20 protein-coding genes are annotated in these 21,955 nt (G+C 69.3%); 19 read left to right on the forward strand and 1 reads right to left on the reverse strand.

All coding sequences use genetic code 11. The features are described 5' to 3' along the window. The first annotated feature begins 125 nt into the window (after window positions 1-125). Genes DI276_RS41800 through DI276_RS41815 form a run of 4 tightly spaced genes read left to right on the forward strand, consistent with a single transcriptional unit; the run spans window position 126 to window position 3,265 of the window. Window positions 126-1,808: a CTP synthase gene (locus DI276_RS41800; protein WP_408610625.1), complete on the forward strand. Its 1,683-nt coding sequence runs from the start codon at window positions 126-128 to the stop codon at window positions 1,806-1,808. Then, window positions 1,805-2,428 carry an NUDIX domain-containing protein gene (locus tag DI276_RS41805; protein WP_112274405.1) on the forward strand — a complete coding sequence of 208 codons (624 nt, stop codon included), beginning with the start codon at window positions 1,805-1,807 and terminating at the stop codon, window positions 2,426-2,428. The genes DI276_RS41800 and DI276_RS41805 overlap by 4 nt, the downstream gene beginning before the upstream one ends. Window positions 2,429-2,437: 9 nt before the next feature. Beyond that, window positions 2,438-2,833: a DUF2752 domain-containing protein gene (locus tag DI276_RS41810; RefSeq protein ID WP_112274407.1), complete on the forward strand. Its 396-nt coding sequence runs from the start codon at window positions 2,438-2,440 to the stop codon at window positions 2,831-2,833. Between the two features lie 9 nt (window positions 2,834-2,842). Next, window positions 2,843-3,265: an SRPBCC family protein gene (locus DI276_RS41815; RefSeq protein ID WP_112274410.1), complete on the forward strand. Its 423-nt coding sequence runs from the start codon at window positions 2,843-2,845 to the stop codon at window positions 3,263-3,265. A gap of 7 nt (window positions 3,266-3,272) precedes the next feature. Here DI276_RS41815 and DI276_RS41820 read toward each other — a convergent pair whose 3' ends face one another. Further along, complete coding sequence (locus DI276_RS41820) at window positions 3,273-3,869, reverse strand: NINE protein (RefSeq protein WP_112274412.1); 597 nt, start codon at window positions 3,867-3,869, stop codon at window positions 3,273-3,275. 53 nt (window positions 3,870-3,922) lie between these two features. Between DI276_RS41820 and ald the strand changes: the two genes are divergently transcribed. From ald to DI276_RS41895, 15 genes are all read left to right on the forward strand, one after another. Further along, complete coding sequence (gene ald / locus DI276_RS41825) at window positions 3,923-4,993, forward strand: alanine dehydrogenase (RefSeq protein WP_112274414.1); 1,071 nt, start codon at window positions 3,923-3,925, stop codon at window positions 4,991-4,993. A gap of 8 nt (window positions 4,994-5,001) precedes the next feature. Beyond that, the gene (xerD, locus tag DI276_RS41830; RefSeq protein ID WP_198681258.1) at window positions 5,002-5,877 is read left to right on the forward strand and encodes a site-specific tyrosine recombinase XerD; all 876 of its coding nucleotides are present in this window, start codon (window positions 5,002-5,004) and stop codon (window positions 5,875-5,877) included. Between the two features lie 24 nt (window positions 5,878-5,901). Further along, window positions 5,902-6,231 (forward strand): ArsR/SmtB family transcription factor, encoded by a 330-nt coding sequence (locus DI276_RS41835; RefSeq protein WP_112274416.1) that lies wholly within the window; start codon window positions 5,902-5,904, stop codon window positions 6,229-6,231. Window positions 6,232-6,332: 101 nt separating this feature from the next. Next, the gene (locus tag DI276_RS41840) at window positions 6,333-7,256 is read left to right on the forward strand and encodes a ParA family protein (RefSeq protein ID WP_112274418.1); all 924 of its coding nucleotides are present in this window, start codon (window positions 6,333-6,335) and stop codon (window positions 7,254-7,256) included. Next, on the forward strand, window positions 7,253-7,579 hold the full coding sequence (locus DI276_RS41845; protein WP_112274420.1) for a hypothetical protein: 327 nt from the start codon (window positions 7,253-7,255) through the stop codon (window positions 7,577-7,579). The genes DI276_RS41840 and DI276_RS41845 overlap by 4 nt, the downstream gene beginning before the upstream one ends. Further along, window positions 7,576-8,409, forward strand: a complete 834-nt coding sequence (locus DI276_RS41850; RefSeq protein WP_112274422.1) for a segregation and condensation protein A — start codon at window positions 7,576-7,578, stop codon at window positions 8,407-8,409. Before DI276_RS41845 ends, DI276_RS41850 begins: the two co-directional genes overlap by 4 nt. Next, the gene (scpB, locus tag DI276_RS41855; protein WP_232837287.1) at window positions 8,406-9,368 is read left to right on the forward strand and encodes an SMC-Scp complex subunit ScpB; all 963 of its coding nucleotides are present in this window, start codon (window positions 8,406-8,408) and stop codon (window positions 9,366-9,368) included. Before DI276_RS41850 ends, scpB begins: the two co-directional genes overlap by 4 nt. Then, entirely contained in the window at window positions 9,361-10,095 is a 735-nt protein-coding gene (locus tag DI276_RS41860) for a pseudouridine synthase (RefSeq protein ID WP_112274424.1), read from the forward strand. Before scpB ends, DI276_RS41860 begins: the two co-directional genes overlap by 8 nt. A 168-nt stretch (window positions 10,096-10,263) precedes the next feature. Then, window positions 10,264-13,002 carry an nSTAND1 domain-containing NTPase gene (locus DI276_RS41865; RefSeq protein WP_157985302.1) on the forward strand — a complete coding sequence of 913 codons (2,739 nt, stop codon included), beginning with the start codon at window positions 10,264-10,266 and terminating at the stop codon, window positions 13,000-13,002. A gap of 465 nt (window positions 13,003-13,467) precedes the next feature. Continuing rightward, complete coding sequence (locus DI276_RS50540; protein ID WP_157985303.1) at window positions 13,468-16,185, forward strand: nSTAND1 domain-containing NTPase; 2,718 nt, start codon at window positions 13,468-13,470, stop codon at window positions 16,183-16,185. A 124-nt stretch (window positions 16,186-16,309) separates the two neighbouring features. Continuing rightward, window positions 16,310-19,042, forward strand: coding sequence for an nSTAND1 domain-containing NTPase (locus DI276_RS41875; RefSeq protein ID WP_112274429.1), 2,733 nt, complete (start codon window positions 16,310-16,312; stop codon window positions 19,040-19,042). Window positions 19,043-19,123: 81 nt separating this feature from the next. Continuing rightward, window positions 19,124-19,867, forward strand: coding sequence for an ABC transporter permease (locus DI276_RS41880; protein WP_112274431.1), 744 nt, complete (start codon window positions 19,124-19,126; stop codon window positions 19,865-19,867). After that, window positions 19,864-20,631 carry an ABC transporter permease gene (locus DI276_RS41885; protein WP_112274823.1) on the forward strand — a complete coding sequence of 256 codons (768 nt, stop codon included), beginning with the start codon at window positions 19,864-19,866 and terminating at the stop codon, window positions 20,629-20,631. Before DI276_RS41880 ends, DI276_RS41885 begins: the two co-directional genes overlap by 4 nt. After that, window positions 20,615-21,412: an ABC transporter ATP-binding protein gene (locus DI276_RS41890; protein ID WP_112274433.1), complete on the forward strand. Its 798-nt coding sequence runs from the start codon at window positions 20,615-20,617 to the stop codon at window positions 21,410-21,412. Before DI276_RS41885 ends, DI276_RS41890 begins: the two co-directional genes overlap by 17 nt. Window positions 21,413-21,425: 13 nt before the next feature. Continuing rightward, window positions 21,426-21,845 carry a DUF5956 family protein gene (locus tag DI276_RS41895; RefSeq protein WP_112274435.1) on the forward strand — a complete coding sequence of 140 codons (420 nt, stop codon included), beginning with the start codon at window positions 21,426-21,428 and terminating at the stop codon, window positions 21,843-21,845. The last annotated feature ends 110 nt before the right edge of the window (window positions 21,846-21,955 follow it).

The following is a 21,955-nucleotide window of genomic DNA, read 5'->3' on the forward strand; positions in this document are numbered from 1 at the left end:
CTCACTGCGCCGATCGGGTGATGTGATCTGCCGGGTCGTGGTGCGCTGAGTGACCGGCGGCGTGTTAGCGTTATGGCCCGTGGATAGGGGGATTTACCCCCACGATTTTCACGGGAGCCCCGTTGGTGCAGCAGGCACGTACGACCAAGCACGTCTTCGTCACGGGAGGCGTCGCGTCTTCCCTGGGCAAGGGGCTCACCGCCTCCAGCCTCGGCCAGTTGCTCACCTCGCGCGGCCTGCGGGTAACGATGCAGAAGCTCGACCCGTACCTGAACGTCGACCCCGGCACGATGAACCCGTTCCAGCACGGCGAGGTCTTCGTGACCGACGACGGCGCGGAGACGGACCTCGACATCGGCCACTACGAGCGGTTCCTCGCGCGGGACCTGAGCGGCGACGCGAACGTCACCACCGGCCAGGTGTACTCCGAGGTCATCGCCAAGGAGCGGCGCGGCGAGTACCTGGGCGACACGGTGCAGGTCATCCCGCACATCACCGACGAGATCAAGCGCCGCATCCGCGCGATGGCCGAGCCGGACACCGACGGCGTCACGCCGGACGTGGTCATCACCGAGGTCGGCGGCACGGTCGGTGACATCGAGTCGCTGCCGTTCCTCGAGGCGTGCCGCCAGGTCCGTCACGACGTCGGCCGCGACAACGTCTTCTTCCTGCACGTCAGCCTGGTCCCGTACCTGGCGCCGTCCGGTGAGCTGAAGACCAAGCCGACGCAGCACTCCGTCGCGGCGCTGCGCAACATCGGTATCCAGCCCGACGCGATCGTGTGCCGCGCGGACCGGGAGATCCCGGACGCGCTCAAGCGCAAGATCGGCCTGATGTGCGACGTCGACACCGACGCCGTCGTCGCGGCCGTGGACGCGCCGTCGATCTACGACATCCCGAAGGTCCTGCACGCCGAGGGCCTCGACGCGTACGTCGTGCGCCGCCTCGACCTGCCGTTCCGCGACGTCGACTGGACCGTGTGGGGCGACCTGCTGGAGCGCGTGCACAACCCCGTCGAGACGGTGAAGATCGCGCTCGTCGGCAAGTACGTCGACCTGCCGGACGCCTACCTGTCGGTCACCGAGGCGCTGCGTGCGGGCGGTTTCGCGCACCACGCCAAGGTCGAGATCAAGTGGGTGCCGTCGGACGAGTGCCAGACGGCCGAGGGTGCGGCGCGGGCGCTGTCCGGCATGGACGCGGTGCTGATCCCCGGCGGGTTCGGCGTGCGCGGCATCGAGGGCAAGATCGGCGCGCTGAAGTACACCCGCACGCGCGGTGTGCCGACGCTCGGCCTGTGCCTCGGCCTGCAGTGCATGGTGATCGAGGCGGCGCGCAACCTCGCGGGCATCGAGGACGCGAACTCCAGCGAGTTCGAGGAGACCGGTTCGCCGGTCATCTCCACGATGGCCGACCAGGAGGACGTCGTCGCCGGCCAGCGCGACATGGGCGGCACGATGCGGCTCGGCGCGTACATCGCGAAGCTCACGCCGGGCTCGGTGGTCGCGAACGCCTACGGTGCGACCGAGGTGTCCGAGCGGCACCGGCACCGTTACGAGGTCAACAACGCCTACCGCGGCAAGCTCACCGACGCCGGCCTGGTGTTCTCCGGCGTGTCGCCGGACGGCCGCCTGGTCGAGTTCGTCGAGCTGCCGGCCGACGTGCACCCGTTCTACGCGGCCACGCAGGCGCACCCGGAGCTCAAGTCCCGTCCCACGAAGCCGCACCCGCTGTTCGCGGCGTTCGTGAAGGCCGCGATCGACTACCGGGTCGCCGACCGCCTGCCGCTCACCGCTGGAGCGTCGAAGTGACTTCTCCCCGGCACGACTTCCGGACGGTTTCCAGCGAGGACGTGCACGTCGGGAAGATCCTGGCGCTGCGCGTCGACGACGTCGAGATGCCCGGCGGCGGCACGGCCAAGCGCGAGGTCGTCGAGCACACCGGCGCGGTCGCGGTCGTGGCGGTGGACGCCGAAGGTCAGGTCACGCTGATCCACCAGTATCGGCACCCGCTGGGGCGGCACCTGTGGGAGCTGCCCGCGGGCCTGCTCGACCACGACGGCGAGGCGCCGGTCGTGGGGGCGCGCCGGGAGCTGGCCGAGGAGGTCGGGCTCGCCGCAGAGCAGTGGCACGTGCTGGTCGACGTCGCCGCGTCGCCGGGCTTCACCGACGAGGTCGTGCGGGTGTTCCTGGCGCGTGGGCTGTCCGAAGTGGACCGCGACGTGCAGGGCGAGGAGGAGGCGGACCTGGAGGTCCACCGCTTCCCGGTCGAAGAAGCCGTGCAGATGGTGCTGGCGGGCGACATCGTCAACGCGTCCTCCGTCGCCGGGCTGCTCGCGGCCCGCGAGGTGCTGGACGGCCGGGTCGAGCCTCGTCCGGCCGACGCGCCGTTCCGCGACAAACCGACGCGGTTCGTCGCGCGCAAGAAGTAAGTTGGGCTGATGCAGACGTTGAAGGGTGCCTTCGCACGAGTGAAGGCACCCTTTGCCGTTTTCGCGCTGGGTGGCGCGGGCGCGGTGGTGCTGCTGTTCGTCGACCCCAACAAGCCCGGCAACCTGCTGCCCAAGTGCCCGTTCAACTGGCTGACCGGGCTCAACTGCCCTGGATGCGGTGCCACGCGAATGGTGCACGCGTTGCTGCACGGGGATGTCGTCGGCGCGTTCCACTACAACGCGGTGTTGCTCGCGTTGGGCGTGCCGCTGGCCGTGTGGCTGTTCGCGCGGTGGACTCGCGACAAGTGGACTGGCGAACGGCGATCCGTGCCGAAGTCGATCGGTGTCGCCGTTCTCGTGGTTGGCGCTGTGTGGGGCGTGGCCCGGAACCTGGCCGGGATCTAAGCTCGCCGCATGGCCGGTCTGCAGCACACCGTTGTCATCGCTGCCCCTCCCGAGCGCGTCTGGGCCGTTCTGGTCGACGTGGAACGCTGGCCGGAGCGGATCCCGACGGTCGACTCCGTGGAGCGGCTCGACGACGGACCGCTGGCCGTCGGCTCGCGCACCCGGTTGCGGCAGCCGCGGTTCTCCCCAGCGGTGTGGACGGTCACCGAGCTGACCGACGGGGCGTCGTTCACCTGGGAGTCGAAGACGTCCGGCGTCACCGTCGTCGCCTCGCACAACGTCGAGCAGCACCCGGACGGAAGCCGGCTCACGCTCGCACTCACCGTGTCCGGTCTGCTGGCCGGAGTCGGGTGGCTGATGACCAAGTCGCTGACCACGCGGTACGTCGAGACGGAGGCCGCCTCGATCAAGGCGGCCGCCGAGAGTTCCTAGTGCCGCACTAGTCGCGGAGCTTGCGACCCTGCGCGTCCGTGCCGCCGTTGACCAGGATGATGATCCCGTCGATCAACGACCAGATGCCGCAGCCGCCGCAGGTGAGCAGCTGGGCGACGGCGATGCCGACGTGGCCGGTGTAGAAGCGGCCGATGCCGAGGTTGCCGAGGAACAGCTGCAGCACGCCCGCGGCGATCTTCGACTTGTCCGACAGCGGCAGCCCGGTGATCGGGTCGTAGCCGTACGGGGCGGCCGGGTTCGGGTAGCCCATGCCGGGCGGCGGACCGGCGAACTGCGGCTGCGGACCGGTGGGCGGCGGGTAGTACGGCTGCGTGGGCTGGGGCGCGAAGCCCGGTGGCGGCGGGGGCACGGCGGTGAACGGCACCGATGGCGGCGCGAGGAACGGCGGGTGCGGCTGCGGCAGGTCGCGGAACAGCTCGGCCAGCTCGTAGTAGGACTGCGCGGCGGACGCGCGGTTCACCCGGTTCTGGTACTCGCCGATGTCGAGCCGCGCCAACGCGAAGTGGTCGTTGAGCGCGGTGATCGCCTCTTCGCGCTGCTGGTTGCCGATGCGCTGCTGCTCCGGCCCGAATGGTTCTGACACGGCTCAGCACGTTATCCGATGCAGCAGATCGATATCGGGAATACGCTGCGACGATGCTGGTCGGTGTCCCAAAGGAGATCAAGAACCACGAGTACCGCGTCGCGATCACGCCGGCCGGTGTGGTGGAGCTGGTGAGCCGCGGGCACTCGGTGGTGATCGAGCACGACGCCGGAGCGGGCTCTTCTTTCCCGGACCACGAGTACGTCGCGGCCGGCGCGCGGATCGCGGCGACGGCCGACGAGGTGTGGGCGACCTCGGATCTCGTGCTGAAGGTCAAGGAGCCGATCGAGCCCGAGTACCACCGGATGCGGCGGGACCAGGTGCTCTTCACGTACCTGCACCTCGCGGCGAGCGCGGAGTGCACCAAGGCGATCGCTGACGCCGGCATCACCGCCATCGCCTACGAGACGGTGCAGCTGCCGGACGGGTCGTTGCCGTTGCTGGCGCCGATGAGCGAGATCGCCGGGCGGATGGCGGCTCAGGTCGGCGCGCACTGCCTGGAACGGGCGCAGGGCGGGCGGGGTGTGCTGCTGGGTGGCGCTCCCGGAGTCGCGGCGGGCAAGGTCGCGGTGATCGGTGCCGGCGTGGCGGGCATGAACGCGGCGACGATGGCGATCGGCATGCAGGCCGAGGTGGTCGTGCTGGACACCAACGTCAACCGGTTGCGGCAGATCGACTTCACCTACCGCGGGCACCTGCAGACGATCGCGTCGAACGTCTACGAGGTCGAGAAGGCGTGCTGCTGGGCGGATCTGGTGATCGGCGCCGTGCTCGTGCCGGGGGCGAAGGCGCCGAAGCTCGTCAGCAACGAACTGGTGTCCCGAATGCGTCCTGGCAGTGTGCTCGTGGACATCGCGGTGGATCAGGGCGGCTGTTTTGAGGACACCCGGCCGACGACGCACGACTCACCTACCTATCGTGTGCACGACTCCGTGTTCTACTGCGTCGCGAACATGCCGGGCGCGGTGCCCAACACGTCGACGTACGCGCTGACGAACGTGACGCTGCCGTATGTGCTTGCGTTGGCGGACAAGGGTTTTGACCGGGCTGTGGCGGAGGATCCCGCGCTGGCGAAGGGCGTCAACGCGCGTGACGGCGAGATCGTGTTGGAAGGGCTGGCGTGATTGCAGATCTGGTGGCGAGCTATCTCGACCACCTCGCCGTGGAACGCGGCACCGCTCGCAACACGCTCGACTCCTACACCCGCGACCTGCGCAGGTACACCGAGCACCTGGAGTCCGTCGGCATCACGGACCTGAGCGCGGTGACCGAGATCCACGTGAGCGAGTTCCTGGCGGCCTTGCGGGAGAGCGGGCTCGCGGCGTCGTCTGCCGCACGGACGTTGGTCGCCGTGCGCGGGTTGCACCGCTTCGCGCATCGTGAAGGCGTTGTGCCGCATGACGCCGCACGGGCCGTGCATCCGCCGTCGCCGCCGAAGAGGTTGCCAAAAGCATTACCCGTCAATGATGTTCTGACGCTGCTCGACAACGTGGCGAACCTCAGGGACAAGGCGCTGCTGGAGCTGTTGTACTCGACCGGCGCCCGGATTTCCGAGGTGGTCGGGCTGGACGTGGACGACGTCGACGCGGCCGAACGCACGGTGCTGCTCGACGGAAAAGGCGGAAAACAGCGGCTGGTTCCGGTCGGGCGACCGGCCTTGGCCGCGGTGGACGCGTACCTGGTTCGAGCGCGCCCTGCGTTGGCAGCCAAGGGACGTGGCACGCCGGCGTTGTTCTTGAACGCACGCGGCGGGCGGCTCTCCCGGCAGAGCGCGTGGACCGTGTTGAAGACCGCCGCGGAGGAGGCTGGGATCACCGCCGCGGTGTCGCCGCACACGTTGCGACATTCGTTCGCCACCCATCTGTTGGAAGGGGGTGCGGACGTTCGGGTGGTGCAAGAACTTCTCGGGCACGCATCGGTTACGACCACTCAGGTGTACACACTGGTAACCGTTACGACTTTGAGGGAGGTCTACGCAACTGCACACCCTCGGGCCACTGGAACATGAGGCTTCCACGGGTACGGTGGGCAGGTGCCGAACTTGGACGAGCCGTCCCCACAGGCCATCGATCTCGCCGCTGTGCTGCACGCGCTGAGCGACCCGACCCGGCTCGCGGTCGTGCGCCAGATCCAGTCGAGCGGTGAGCGGTTGTGCGGGGCCTTCGAGGTTGACGTCGCGAAGTCGACCCTCTCCCAGCACCTGCGCGTGCTGCGCGAAGCTGGCATCACCCGAACACGCTGCCGGGGCAACCAGCGCTGGGTGTCGCTGCGTCGTGATGACCTGGATCTTCTCTTCCCGGGCCTGCTCGACGTGGTGCTTTCCGCTGCTGAGCGGCGCACACGAGCGGATGTTCCTGCCTAACAAAGTCTTGACAAACACCGGCGAGGCGCGTTGCCGCTCGCACGGGTGCGGCCTAGGCTGCGCCCCGAGAGACGACTACGACCAGTGAGGGAACGCCAGCCATGTCGACACCGGAGCACGCTTTCGCGCCCCGTGCCGATCTGAACCTGGCCCCGCACGCCGCGCCGGTGGACGACGTTGCTCAGGAACAGGTCGACGGCATCGGCCCGACCGGTCGCCCGCGCCGCCACATCCCGGATCCGCCGCCGCTGCTGCACCACGGCCCGGCGAAGATCCTCGCTGTGTGCAACCAGAAGGGCGGCGTCGGCAAGACGACGTCGACCATCAACCTGGGCGCGGCGCTGGCCGAGTACGGCAGACGGGTGCTGCTCGTCGACTTCGACCCGCAGGGCGCGCTGTCCGTGGGCCTCGGCGTGCACCCGCACCAGCTGGAAACCACGATCTACAACGTCATCATGGAAGGCGACACCGCCGTCCGCGACGTCATCCGCAAGACCATGGTCGACGACATGGACCTGCTGCCGAGCAACATCGACCTCTCCGCGGCCGAGATCCAGCTCGTGTCGGAGGTGGGCCGCGAACACACTTTGGTGCGGACCCTTCGTCCCGTAATCGACCACTACGACTACGTGCTGGTCGACTGCCAGCCCTCGCTCGGCCTGCTCACGGTGAACGCCCTCGCGGCCGCGGACGGAGTGCTGATCCCGCTCGAGTGCGAGTTCTTCTCGCTGCGCGGGGTGGCGCTGCTCATCGACACCATCGAGAAGGTCAAGGAACGGTTGAACCCCAAGCTCAACATCACCGGCATCCTCGCCACGATGTACGACCCGCGCACGCTGCACTCACGCGAGGTCATGGCCCGCGTCGTGGAGGCGTTCGGCGACATCGTGTTCGACTCGGTCATCAACCGCACGGTCCGCTTCCCGGAGACGACCGTCGCGGGCGAGCCGATCACGCGGTGGGCCCCGCGGTCCTCCGGCGCCAACGCGTACCGCGCGCTGGCTCGCGAGGTGATCGCCCGGTGAACCGTCGCCCTTCACTGCCGGGGGCGGCCGAGCTGTTCCGGCTGACCGCTGCACCCTCGGAAGTCTCGGAAGTCTCGGAATCGGTCGAGCCGCCTGCTCAGCGTCGTGGTTCCGGTCGCACCAAGCACACCACGAAGATCACGGTGTACGTGTCCGACGAGGAGCTGCTCGCCCTGGAGCAGGCGCGGCTCGCGTTGCGCGGCTCCCACGGCCTGGGCGTCGACCGCGGGCGCGTGGTGCGCGAGGCGATCGCCATCGTGCTGGACGACCTCGAGACGCACGGTGACGCGTCGCTGCTGGTACGCAGGTTGCGCGAGCAGTGACAGAGGAAGTTCCCGCTTCGGATGCTCCGGTTGACGACGGCAAGTTCAAGGTCAGGCTCACGAACTTCGAGGGCCCGTTCGACCTGCTGCTGCAGCTGATCTCCCAGCACACTTTGGACGTCACCGAGGTGGCGTTGCACCAGGTCACCGACGACTTCATCGGGCACATCCGCGCCATGGGGGACTCGTGGGACCTCGACGAGACCACCGAGTTCCTGGTCATCGCGGCCACGTTGCTGGACCTGAAGGCGGCCCGGCTGCTGCCTCAGGGTGACGTCGAGGACGAGGACGACCTGGCGCTGCTGGAGGCCCGTGACCTGCTGTTCGCGCGACTGCTGCAGTACCGGGCGTACAAGCAGGTGGCGGCGCTGTTCGCCGAGTTGGAGCAGGGTGCCTACCGGCGGTATCCGCGGTCGGTGTCGCTGGAGCCGCGGTTCGAAGGGCTGCTGCCCGAGGTGATGCTCGGCGTGACGCCTGATCGGTTTGCCCTGATCGCGGCGGCGGCGTTCCGGCCGAAGCAGAAGCGGACGTTGTCGGTCGCGCACATCCACCAGCACAAGGTGTCGATCCGCGAGACGGCGGACCTGCTGCGGTCCTTGCTGATCGAGCGCGGGACGGCGTCGTTCGCGGAGATCGTCGCCGAGTGCACCGAGACCATGGAGGTCGTTGCCCGGTTCCTGGCGCTGCTGGAGCTGTACCGGGAGAAGTCGCTGGCCTTCGAGCAGGAGGATCCGCTCGGGCCGCTGCAGGTGACGTGGGTTGGTGGGACGTTGGAGGAAGCGCAGGCGCAGGTGCACGCCGGCGATGAGGACGAGGATTACGGCGGATGAGCGAGCCAGTGGTGGGGCCGGACGCGGCTGAGGTGCGGAACCCGGGACCGGCGTTCGACGGGGACGGGGACACCGCCGCCGTGCCGGAGGCTGCCGAGCCCGCTGAAGTCGACTCGGCCGGCGCGGGGGTCCCCCCGGTTTCCAGTCTATCGAGTGACACCGACGAAAACGGCACGTCAGAGGCCGAGGCTGTGGACAACTTCGAGGCTGAGCAGGACGCTGACGCTGAGCGTGAGCCGGGTGCGGACCCCGCCGTCGAGCGCGAGCCCGAGCCGGGTGCCGAGCGCGAGCCGGAAGCCGAGCCCGCCGTCGACACCGAGCCGGAGCCGGAAGCCGACCCCGACGCCGCCACCCTCGAAGCCCAGCTCCTCGCCGCCGCCCCCGAAGAAGCGATCGAGGACTCAGGCCTCCCCGACCTGACCGACGACGCCGTGTTCGAGGCCGCGCTGGAGTCCGTGCTCCTCGTGGTGGACAGCCCGATCGCGGAAGACCAGCTCAGCAGTGCCCTTGAGCAGCCGGTTAAGCGAATCAAGGAGGCACTACGTAGACTCTCCACCCGGTACACCGAGTCCGGCAGTGGCATCGACCTGCGCAGGGCGGGAGACGGCTGGCGGTTCTACACGCGCGACCGGTACGCCCCGTTCGTGGAGAAGCTGCTGCTCGACGGCCAGCGCGCGAAACTCACCCGCGCGGCCCTGGAGACGCTCGCGGTGATCGCCTACCGGCAGCCCGTCACGAGGGCCCGGATCGCGGCGGTGCGCGGCGTCAACGTCGACGGTGTGATCCGGACCCTGGTCGCACGGGGGCTCATCGAGGAGACGGGCACGGACAGCGACACGGGTGGGATCCTGTACCGCACGACCGAACTGTTCCTGGAGCGGTTGGGGCTGTCGTCGCTGCACGACCTGCCGCCAATCGCGCCGCTGCTGCCCGAAGTGGATGCGATCGACGATGTCTGAGAACGAGGGCGTGCGCCTGCAGAAGGTGCTCGCGCAGGCGGGGATCGCCTCCCGCCGTGCTTCGGAGGAGCTGATCGACCAGGGCCGCGTCCAGGTCGACGGCAAGATCGTGCGCGAACAGGGGCGGCGGATCGACCCCGAGACCGCTGTCGTCCACGTGGACGGCGTGCGGGTGCAGATCCGCGAGGACGTCGTGACGATCGCGCTGAACAAGCCGTTCGGCATGCTGTCCACGATGGAGGACGACCTGGGTCGGCCGTGTGTCGGCGACCTGGTGCGCAACCGCAAGGAGCGCCTGTTCCACGTCGGCCGCCTCGACGCGGAGACCGAGGGGCTGCTGCTGCTCACCAACGACGGCGAGCTCGCCCACCGGCTGATGCACCCCAGCTACAACGTCATGAAGACCTACCTCGCCGAGGTGCCAGGCCCGGTCGAGAAGGGTCTCGGCAAGAAGCTCAAGGCGGGCATCGAGCTGGAGGACGGCCCGATCAAGGTCGACTCCTTCAAGCTCATCAGCGCGGTCCCCGGCAAGGCCCTGGTCGAGGTGATCCTGCACGAGGGACGCAAGCACATCGTGCGGCGGCTGCTCGAGCACGTGGGTTACCCGGTGCAGTCGTTGGTGCGCGTCGCGGTCGGTGACGTGTCGCTCGGCAACCAGCGGCCCGGCTCGATGCGCGTCCTCAACCGCCAGGAAGTCGGCGGTCTTTACAAGCTGGTCGGTCTCTGAGTTTCTGAGTAACGTGCCCCTCCGGCCCCCGAGTCCGGAGGGGCACTCTCTCTGGCGATCCCCCGATCACCACCTGCAACGCAAACGCTACGGCGCACACGTTGTAAGGGGTCGGCCATGCAGTTTGAACAACACGACGTGGACAATCGGTCACAGGGGGAGACCGACATGCCACGCACCGAACGTCCGCTGGAAAGCGAAGACACCGAGCTCGGCCGGTTCGCCGGGGATCTCCGCAGGCTGCGGGACAAGGCGGGCAAACCGTCGTATCGAGAGCTCGCTTCACGCGCGCATTACTCGGCGGCCACGCTGTCCGACGCCGCCGGCGGCAAGAAGCTGCCGACGCTCGCCGTGACCCTGGCCTACGTCAAGGCCTGTGACGGTGACGAGCAGGAGTGGGAACAGCGGTGGCGCGCCATCGCCGCGCCGCCCGAGCCCACAGCAGACGCGCCCTACGTGGGGCTCAAGGCGTTCCAGCGAGAGGACGCCGACCGGTTCTTCGGCCGCGAGAAGCTCACCGCGAAGCTCGTCGACCTGGTGCTGAGCCGCCCGCTCGTCGGCGTGTTCGGCGCGTCCGGTTCCGGCAAGTCGTCCTTGCTGCGGGCGGGCCTGCTCCCGCGTCTGGACAACGCCCTGATCTTCACGCCCGGCGTGCACCCGGTCGACGAGTGCGCCGTCCGGCTCGCCCAGGCGACCGGCCACTCGGCGGTGGTCCTGCGCTCCGAGCTCACCGACCCGGCAGGGCTCGGCCTGATCGCCCGGCAGCACGACCTCGTGCTGGTGATCGACCAGTTCGAGGAGGTCTTCACCCTGTGCGGGCCCGAGCAACGCGACTGGTTCGTCCGGGCCCTCGCAGCCGCGCCGAAGGTCGTCCTCGGTGTCCGCGCCGACTTCTACGGTCACGTCGGCCGTCATCCGGAGCTCGTCGAGGCGCTGGAAGGCGCGCAGCTCCTCGTCGGGCCCATGACCACCGACGAGCTCCGTCGCGCGATCGTCGAACCCGCCCAGCACGTCGGTGCCACCGTCGAGTCCGCCCTGGTCACCCGCCTCGTCGCCGACGTCGCGGGCCAGGCGGCAGCACTTCCGCTCGTGCAGCACGCGCTCGTCGAGACCTGGCACCGCCGTCGCGGCATGACGCTGTCGCTCGTCGGCTACGAGGAGGCGGGCGGCGTCGAGCACGCCATCGCCCGCACTGCGGAGGCCGTCTACTCCCAGCTCACCGAGGAGCAGCAGCAGATCGCGCGCCGGACGTTCCTGCGCCTCATCGCGCTCGGTGAGGGGACCGAGGACACCAAGCGCCGTGCCGCCCGTGCGGACCTCGACGCCGAGGTGCTCGAACGGCTGGCCGCCGCCCGCCTCGTCACTCTCACCGAACAGCACGCGGAGCTGACCCACGAGGCGTTGATCCGCTCCTGGCCGCGCCTGCGCGACTGGATCGCCGAGGACCGCAACGCCCTGCGCGTGCACCACCAGCTCACCGAGGCCGCGGCAGAGTGGGACGGCGACCGCGACCTCCTCTACAAGGGCGCGCGGCTCGCCCAGGCCGGGGAGCTCGACCCTGAGTCGCTCACCGAACCCGAACGCGCCTTCCTCACCGCCAGCCAGGCGGACGGACGTCGCCGCGTCCGTCGCACTCGAGTGGTGGTGGCGGTCCTCTCGGTGCTGGTCCTGCTGTTGGCGGGCACTGTCGTGTTCGCCGGCCAGCAGGCCCGCGAGGTGTCCCGGCAACGAGATGTCGCCGTCGCGGCGAGCGCGGCCGCCGAGGCGCGGCGGATGGCGTTGCTGCCGACGGACTCGGGCCAGGCCGTGCGCCTGGCGCTGGCCGCGTACCAGGTGGCGCCCACCGAAGCGAACCGCGACGCGCTGCTCTCCGTCGACGCGACGGGACGGCGCGAGCGGCTGGACGTTTCCTCGGGGCCGGGAACTCGCTTCACCAAGCTCGACGGGGGCCGCCTCTTCGCGACCTTCGACGGCTTCAACCTCGAATCGCCGCTGTGGGATCTCCGCGACCACGGCACGGGCCGGTTCCAGGGGGTCATGTCGATACGTCCGGTCCTCGTCAGCGACGACGACCGCCGCGCGATCGCAGCTACGGTCCAGGGTCCCGAACTGGTGGACATCACCAACCCGCTCAGCCCGCGCACCCTCGCCGCGGTTCCGGCCAACGCCAACTTCGAGGTCGCTCTCACGTCGAACAGCGCGCTGGACACGTTCGCGGGCCTCGTCACGACCGGCAAGGCCATCAACGACTTCAAGGCCAAGGTCTGGCGGTACTTCGGCACCGGCGAGCTGCGTGAGATCACCGTCCCCGGCGACCGGTCACCCATGGCTCTGCGGATGTCACCGGACGGTCGCGTTCTCGCCGTGTTGCGGTCGGATCCCGGATCTGTCGAGCTCTGGCGGCTCGACGGTGACGAGATCCACCGGGTGCACGAGTCCGTGACGCAGGTGTCCTGGCGGCCCGCCCGGTTCAGCGCGGACGGCAGGTTCCTCCTGCTGGTCAACTCAGCGGAGGGTCAGGTGCAGGTGTGGGACGTCGCCGACCCCGCGAAACCGGTGGCGCGGGCCGAGATTCCCACCCTGCCCCGCGCCGAGCCCATGGTCGAGTTCGGCCCTGACGGCCACCAGGTGCTGCTCGGCACGGACCGGGCCGTGCACGTCTGGGACTTCGCACAGCAGGGCAAGCCCGTGCGGGTCGCCTCGTTCGAGAACTTCCCGGACAACGTCACCGCGATCGACCATTGGTCGCCGCCGTACGGGTTCGTCGCGCTGACGGAGGGGAACATCTGGTTGCTGCGCACGGACGTCGGCGAGGTGGTCAGGAACCTGTGCCTGGGCGGCGCAGAGCTGTCCGACGGGGACTGGGCGAAGTACTTCCCCGATGTCGCGCGGGTGCCCGTGTGCTGACATCGGGCGCCGACGGGAGGCCGAGGTAGTCGGCGTGCAGCTCCAGCAGTCGCGGATCGTCGTGGAGCCTGCCTCGGTACCAGCCGTCGCCGACACACGCCTCGACGTAGAACCTCGTTCCTTCTGGGACGAGGTTCAGCGGTTCGCCGGGCCACGTCACCAGGACACCGCGGGTGGTCTCGCAGACCATCCGGGCCGACGCGACTGAGTCGATCAACATAACTGCCGAATCTAGGCTCGGGTTCGTTGTGCGCGGCCGTTGTTCTCAGGTTGACAACAAGCTGTTTACAGAGGACCGGAGAAGGCTGAGCCGTGGGTGGCGCTTGGGTGGGGCCACCCACGGACACTCCGGCGCTGGTTCGGGGCGAAAGCACCGGGCTCGTCCCCATGGACAGACGTTAAGACGAACGGGTTGTTCACGGTCAGGTGTTGGCCGCTGAACAAAGTTCTCTGAACAATGACGGGATGCCGAGACGGGAACGCCCTCTCGACCAGGGCGAGAGCGGTCTCCTGCAGTTCGCCGCGGACCTGCGCCGGCTGCGGGAGCGGGCGGGCAGTCCTACCTACCGGGAGCTGAGCCGGCGGGCGCACTACTCGGCGGCCGCGTTGTCGGAGGCGGCGGGCGGGCGGAAGCTGCCCAGCCTCGCGGTGACGAAGGCGTACGTGAAGGCGTGCGACGCCGACCCGGAGGAGTGGACGCGGCGCTGGCGCGAGGTCGCCGAGTCCGAGCCGCACGGGGGCAACGACAGTCCGTACGTGGGGCTGGCGATGTTCCAGCCGGACGACGCGCCGAAGTTCTTCGGGCGCGAGCGGTTGACGGCGGAGCTGCTCACCACGAAGAACCGCTTCACCGGCGTGTTCGGACCGTCCGGAGTGGGCAAGTCGTCGCTGCTGCGGGCCGGTCTGATCGCTCGGACGCGGGAACCCGTGCTGCTGTTCACTCCCGGCGCGGATCCCGTGGAGGAGTGCGCGATCGCGCTTGCCCGGCTGACTGGTGAAGACGCCGTCGAGCTGGCCGACGAGCTGCGCGATCCGGCGACGTTGGCGCGCAAGCACCGGCACCTCGTGGTCGTCGACCAGTTCGAGGAGCTGTTCACGTTGTGCCGCAGCGAAGAACTGCGCACGTGGCTCATCACGGCACTCACGCGCTGTACGAAGGTCGTCATCGGCGTGCGGGCCGACTACTACGGTCATTGCGCGCAATATCCGGAGCTCGTCGAGGCGCTGAACGGCGGCCAGGTCATGGTCGGCGCGATGACGCCCGACGAGCTGAGGCTCGCGATCACCGAACCCGCTGCCGTCGCGGGCGCCAAGGTCGAAGCGGCACTGCTGGCTCGCCTGATGGCCGACGCGGTGGGCCAGGCAGCGGTGTTGCCGTTGCTGTCCCACGCGCTTGCGGAGACCTGGCAGCACCGCCGCGGGATGACGTTGACGCTCAACGGCTACGAGGAGGTCGGCGGCCTCGAACACGCCGTCGCCCGCACCGCGCAGGAGGTCTTCGACGGTTTCACCTCGAGGCAGCAGGCACAGGCGCGCAGGATTCTGCTGCGGTTGGTGACCGTCGAGGACACCAAACGTCGCGCCCACATGGACGAGCTCGAAGCCGACGACGAAGTTCTGCAGGCGTTGACAGCCGCCCGGCTCGTCGTCATCGACCGCGACGGCGTCGAGCTGGCGCACGAGGCGTTGATCCGCAGCTGGCCCACGTTCGGCGAGTGGATCGAACAGGACCGCGAGAACATCAAGGCACAGCGCGAACTCACGCACGCCACGCAGACCTGGGAGTCGCTCGACCGCGACCCCGGTGCCCTGTTCCGCGGCCGCCGGCTGACCACCGTGCCGGCCGGACTTTCCCTGAACTCCAAGGAACGCGCGTTCCTGGCCGCAAGTCTTGCCGCCGAAGAAGAGTTCTCCGCGAGCACCCGAAGACGCACGCGCCGCCATCGCCAACTGCTTGCCGCGCTGGTAGCTCTGCTCGTCGTCGCCGCCAGCTCGACCGTCTTCGCCTTGCAGGCCAACAAGACCGCCGCCGAACAACGCACCGCCGCCGCCGTTCTGAAGGCCGTCGGCGAGGCCGCGGTCCTGCGTTCGACGAACCCCGTGCTGGCTCAGCAGGTGGCGCTCGCCGCCTACCAGCTGATGCCGTTGTCCCAGGCGCGCAACGGCTTGCGTCAGGAAGAGGTGCCCACCCAGGTCCTGCGCGCGGCTCAGTCCGAAGTCACCGCACTCGTCGTCGGCCCGACCCAGCAACAGGTCGCCACCGGTCACCGCGACGGCACCGTGGTGCTGACCGACCTCGACGACCTGCCGTCGCCACGCACCTCCCACGAGGCCACCAGGCACTCCGGCGCCGTGACGGCCCTCGCGATGGACTCGACCGGCGGCCTCATCGCCTCAGCCGGTGACGACGGCGCCGTCCACGTCGTCGACATCTCCCTCGGCAAACCCCGCGAGGTGGTCGTCCTCCCGGCCCGCGCCACCGCGATCGCCTGGCAGGGCACCACCCTCGTCACGACCGACAACGACGGCGCCGTGAGCTTCTGGACCGACCTGCGCCGCGAGCGCCCCCGGCTGCTCACCAGCACCCAGCTGGGCCTGGGTCCGTTGGCGGGCATGGCTTTCCGCCCGGACGGCCACGTGCTCGCCGCCGTCACCACCGGCCTCGCCGTGCACCTGGTCGACGTCACCGACCCGCGCGAACCCAAGCTGCTGTCGCTGACCACGGAGTTCGCCGGCACCGCCCAGTTCGCCGGCGCGGGCCTCCTCCTGACCACCGCCAGAACGGCCGTCCACCTCTGGGACACCACCGACCCGCGCGACCCGGTGCTGCGCGCCGAGATCCCGTCCGGCGGCGGCCAGGTGACGTCCGCGTGGCTCGGCACCGACAGCGTGGCGGTGGCCACGGACGACGGCCTGGTGCGGTTGTGGCGGCACGAGGACGGGCCGGAGCCGGTCGAGCAGGCCTTGTTGCGCGGGCATTCGGGGCCGGTCGCGGCCGTTGGGCTCACGCCCAAGGGGGACGAGGTCGTGACGGGTGGTGCGGACCGGGACGTGCGGCTGTGGAACGCCGACCTGCGGGATCCGGCGGTGCGGATCTGCGAGCAGGCTCATCCGCGGATGAGCCGTGAGGACTGGGAGCGGTACTTCGGCGACCTCGACTTCACCCCGCCGTGCCGGGACTGAGCTCGGACACGATCGGCTGGATTCGTGGTGGAACGATCACCAAGCAGGCACCCGGATGGTGAGCGATTAGCGGGGCGTTAGACGGCAGGCGAACCTCTGGTGGACAATCCGGCCGGGAGGCGGCATGCCACGAGGGGAACGACCGCTGGGTCCGGAGGACACCGCGCTGCTGAAGTTCGCCGGTGACCTGCGCAGACTGCGTGACCAGGCAGGCAAACCGAGCTATCGCGAGCTGGCGCGGCGGGCCAACTACTCGCCCACGGCGTTGTCCGACGCGGCGGGCGGGCGGAAGCTGCCGTCGCTCGCGCTGACGCTGGCGTTCGTCCGGGCCTGTGAGGGCGATCCGGCGCCGTGGACCAAGCGGTGGCGTGAGCTCGCAGCCGAGCACGCTCTGCCGTTGCAGCCTAACGCACCGTATCCGGGTAGCGCGCCGTTCGGGGAGCATGACGCCAAACACTTCTTCGGGCGTGAGTTCCTCGTCGAGCAGGTCATCGAGTCGGTCGAGGCCCGGCCGCTGACGGTCCTCGTCGGTCCCTCCGGGTCGGGACGTACGTCGTTGCTCACCGCAGGGCTGCTGCCCGCCCTCGACGACGCCGTGGTGATCACGCCGGGCCCGAACCCCCTCCACGGCCTCGCGGAGACCCTCGCCGAGATCTTCGAGAACACCACCGCCGACCAGCTCGCGGAGGAGTTTCGGCAGGACCCCGACCACCTCAGGCTGCGGATCCGCCAGCACCGGCCCGGCCTCGTCCTGCTCGTCGACGACTTCGAGCAGGTGCTGGACCAGCACGACTTCGTCACCGCCGTGACGCGCTGCCCGCACGTCGTCGTCGCGGTTCGCGCGGATCACAGAGCCCGGCTGCACGAAAGAGGCCTGAGCGGCAACGAGATCGTCATCGAGCCGATGAGTGCGGACCAGCTGCGCCGGGCGATCACCGAGCCGGCCGCCAAGATCGGCGCGACCGTCGAGACCGCGGTGATCGCCGGCCTGGTCGCGGACGCCGCCAACCAGCACGCGCTGCCGTTGGTGCAGCAGGCGCTCACCGAGACGTGGCGGCGCAAGCGCGGCATGACGTTGTCGCAGGCCGGGTTCGAGGAGACCGGTGGCATCGAGCACGTCGTCGCGCGGGCCGCGAACAGCTGTTTCGACGGCTTGAGCGACGCCGACCAGCGCGCGGTGAAGCAGGTCTTCCTGCGGCTCGTTTTGGTGCAGCGCAACGGGATCGTGCAACGCCGGGCCCGCAGGCTCGACGTCGAACCGCGCCTGCTCGACCTGCTCGCCGAGGCCAGGCTCGTCACGCTCACCGAGGACGGCGTGGAGCTCGCCCACGACGCGGTGCTGCGCTGGCCCCGGCTCACCACATGGGTCGACGAGGAACGTGAGAACCTCCGCACGCACCAGCAGCTGGTCACCGCGATCGAGCTGTGGGAGGCGAGCGACCGCGACCCGCTGGCGCTCTACCGGGGCGCGCGGCTGAAGAAGGCCAAGGAGCTCGGCGAGTTCCTGACGGTGCAGGAACGCCGGTTCGTCGACATCAGCACCAAACGCCAGACTCGGCGCTCGACGGCGTTGATCGCGGTGATGGCCGTGCTGGTCGCGCTCGTGCCCGGCACGGTCGTCTACGCGCTGTCCAGCGAACGCAAGATCACCGAGCTGAACGACCGGGAGCTCGGCGGCAAGGCGATCTCCGAGTCCGAGCTGCTGATGGAGCAGCGGCGGCCGTACGCGGACAAGTACGCGCTGGTCGGGTACAAGGTCAGCCCGTCGATCGAGGCCGAGAAGGTGCTGCGGCTGGCCAACGCGGTCACGCGCGGGATCCCGTTCACCGGCACCTCCGCGGACGACGCCGACGTGCTCGTGGCGCCGCGCGGTGAGCTGGCCGCGGTCACCGACGAGGACGGCACGGACCGCATGTGGAGCCTCGACGAGGACAGCACCACGCCCGGCAAGCGGTTCTCGGACCGTCATCGGGTCGTGAAGCTCGCCGAACACCGTGCGGTCACGCGGGACGCCACCGGCCGGCAGCACCTGTGGGCCGTCAACGGCGCCGATGACATCACCTATCTGGCCCCGCTCGAGGACCGGTTCCGGACGGTGGACGTCAGCGCGGACGGTTCGCGGATCATCGGCAGGATCGGTGACGTGATCGAGCCCGACCTGCCGAGGCCGGACGAGACCGAGCGCCTGGTGCTCCTCGACCTCGGCGACCCCAGGAACCCGCGCAAGCTGCCGATGCCGCCGGTGCGCAACGCGAGTGCCGTCGCGCTGAGCCAGGACGGTCGTGAGCTCGCGACCTCGGTCTGGGACGCGGCGCAGGGCAGGTCGACGATCCAGTTCTGGCGCATCGGCGGCACCTTCGAAACCGCCGCGCCGGCGTTGACCAGGGACGTCTACGTCCGCGGCCTCACCTACAGCGGCGACAGCCGCTGGCTCGCCGTCGAGCTCTCCCCGGCAGCCGTCGTCGAGGTGTGGCAGCGCGTGCCCAGCAATGCGCTCGTGCTGCGCGCGACGCTCGACAGCGTCATCCGCACCAAGCCGCACGTCACGTTCTCCGACGACGACCGCGTGACCGTCGTGCGCGAGAACGTTTTCGAGGTGCAGCGGCTCTACACCTCGGGACGTCAGCCGGACCGGCTCGTGTACGTGTCCGGGCACGGCCGCGAGATGGGCGCGGTGTACCGGCCGCAGTACGGCGACTTCCTCGTGCGCAGCGGCGGCAAGGACGCGGAGCTGCTGCCGTTCGACCTCGACAGCTCGCGCATCATCAAGAAGATGTGTGAAAAAGACGGTGCACGGCTCACGGACTCCGAATGGGTGAAGAGCTTCGGCGAAGTGGAGCGCGTCAAGGTCTGCTGAACCGCGCTGAGTTCTGGGAAACAACCTGGAGTTGGGCAAGCACGCATTGTGAACGGGAGATCCACTCTCTAGGGTGACCGAGTGCGTGCGTTCACAAGGGGACTTCTCGGCATCGCCGGGTTTCTCGTGCTGTGGGAGCTCTTAGGACGCTCTCCGCTTCTCCCTGCCGACGCGCTGCCCCCACCGTCCGTCGTGTTCGGTGAGCTCGTCACACAACTGACCTCGCCCGAGTTCATCAGTCATGTCGTGGCAACGGTTCTGGCACTGCTGATCGCCATCGTGATCGCGATCGCCATCGCGGTGCCGAGTGGACTGGTCCTCGGCAGCATCCCGGCGGTGCGCCACGCGACCCGCGCGGTCATCGAGTTCCTGCGCCCGATCCCTTCTGTGGCACTGATTCCGCTCGCGCTGGTCATGCTCGGCTTCGGACCGGAAACCAAGATCACCCTGGCCGTCTACGCGGCACTGTGGCCGATCCTCTTCAACACCATTTACGCGCTGGACGAACTGGACCCCTTGCTCGTCGACACCGCAAGGGTTTTCGGCACCGGACGGCTCGGTGTGCTGTTCCTGGTGGCCTTGCCCAGCGCGTTGCCGTTCGTCCTCACCGGAATCCGGCTCGCGGCGACGACCGCGCTGATCGTGATGGTGAGCGTGGAGCTCATGGCCGGCAGCCAGATCGGCCTCGGCTACTTCATCATGGAGGCCCGCAGCGGGCCAGGCCGGATGGACCAGGTGCTGGTCGGCACCGTGGTCGCGGGCGCGATCGGCGTCCTGCTCAACAACGGCCTCGAACGCGTCCGCCGGCGTTGGGTGGCCTGGTGACCAAGTTCCTGCAGCGGTGGACCGTGTTCGCCGGTCTCGTCGTCATTTGGCAATTGCTGGGCTGGCTCGCGGACGACCCGTTCTTCCCGCCGCCCTCGAAGATCCTCTCGGCGGCGTGGGAGTGGTGGGTGCTCGAACCCGCGAACTTCACCGAGCACATCGTGCCGTCGGTCGCGCGGCTGCTGTCCGGGTGGCTGATCGCCTCGCTGATCGGGGTGTCGCTCGGCCTGCTGCTGGGCCGCTCGGACCGGGCCATGGAGTACGCGGGGCCACTTCTGGTGTTCCTGCGCTCGATCCCGCCGCCCGCGCTGGTGCCGGTGTTCCTGCTGCTGTTCAAGGCGGGCACGTCGATGCAGCTCGCGACGATCGTCTTCGGCGTCGTGTGGCCGGTGCTGCTGAACAGCGTGGACGGTGCGCGTTCCGTCGACGTGACCAAAGTGGACACTTCGGCGGTCTTCCGGATCCCGCGCTGGCAATGGGTTCTCGGCGTGGTCCTGCCCGCAGCCTCGCCCAAGATCTTCGCCGGGCTGCGGGTGTCGTTGTCACTGTCGCTGGTGCTGATGGTCATCTCCGAGCTCGTGGGCACGGACAACGGCATCGGCTCGCAACTCATGCAGGCACAGCGCGAGTTCGACTACACGCGCATGTGGGCCGGCATCGTCCTGTTGGGCGTGCTCGGCTACGGACTCAACACCGCGCTGCTCGCGGTGGAACGCAGGGCGTTGGCGTGGCAACCGAGGAGTCGCGATGAGCAACATGCTTGAGGTGGCCGACCTGGGCCACACCTACGGTGACCACGAGGCCATTGGCGGCCTCACGTTCACCGTGCGCGCCGGCGAGCTGGTGTGCGTGGTGGGCCCGTCGGGGTGTGGCAAGTCGACACTGCTGCGCACGATCTCCGGGCTCGTCGCCCCCTCTCGCGGCGATGTTTCGTTGAACGGCTCGCATCTCGCCGTGGTGTTCCAGGACTACTCGCGCTCGCTGTTCCCGTGGCTCTCGGTGCAGGGCAACGTGGAGTTCCCGCTGCGCTCGTTGCCGCGCGCGGAACGTCGTGCGCGCGCTGCGGAGGCGCTGGAGTGGGTCGGCTTGTCCGGTGCGGCCCGCAAGCGGCCGTGGCAGCTCTCCGGCGGCATGCAGCAGCGCGTGGCGATCGCGCGCGCTCTGGCGTACCGGCCTGCGTTGTTGTTGATGGACGAGCCGTTCGCCTCGGTGGACGCGCAGACCCGGTTCGAGCTGGAGGACCTGTTGCTCCGGGTGCGCCGTGAGCACGACACGACCGTTCTCGTGGTCACGCACGACATCGACGAGTCGGTGTACCTGGGCGACCGGATCCTGGTCCTCTCCGGCTCTCCCGCGCGGCTGGTGGCCGATCTGGAGGTACCGCTGCCCGCCGAGCGCGACCAGGTGACGACGCGGACCGACGAGGGGTTCGTGGCGCTGCGGTCGAAGGTGGCGCGGCTGCTGAACGTCGGCAAGCCGGCGCTGGACGTGGAGAAGTGGGCCGCGGCTGAGCGGGAGTCGCTGAGCGAGACCGTGTCTTCCTGAGACACTTCGCGGCGTGACCGACTGGAACCTGTTCCTCGTCGTCGACGCGGAGCCTGTCGAGGTCTCCAGAGAGAGATCGCCCGACACGCGAGTGGTGCTGATCGGGAGCAGACGCATGCTCGCGTTGCCCGACAACGGGTATCAGCTGCTGCTGGCGTGGGTCGCCGGTCCGCGCCGGGTGGTGCGCACGCCCGCGCCGATGCACGCCGACCAGGACATCATCGACGTCTTCGTCAACTCGTACCTGACGGATGTCGGTGTGCCGCCGCGGCCGCGCGGGTTCGCCTGGTACCTCGATCTGCCGGTCGGGGTCGCGCCGTCGGACGTGTGGGGTGCGGTCGCTGTCGACGTGGAGCACGGGGCGACGGTGGACCTGCACCAGGTGCGCGAGGCGATGGAACGAGGGGTCGCCGCGCTCTACAACACGGCTTGAACACAGATCAGCCCCGGACCGCGAGCGGTCCGGGGCTGATCTGTTTCGCACGGGGACGGGACCGCGGGTTGGCCCGCCAGCCAACGAGAAACCGGCACCGTGCGAGGGAG

The sequence above is a fragment of the Lentzea terrae genome (genome assembly GCF_003265345.1).
GTDB classification, from domain to species: Bacteria; Actinomycetota; Actinomycetes; order Mycobacteriales; family Pseudonocardiaceae; genus Lentzea; species Lentzea terrae.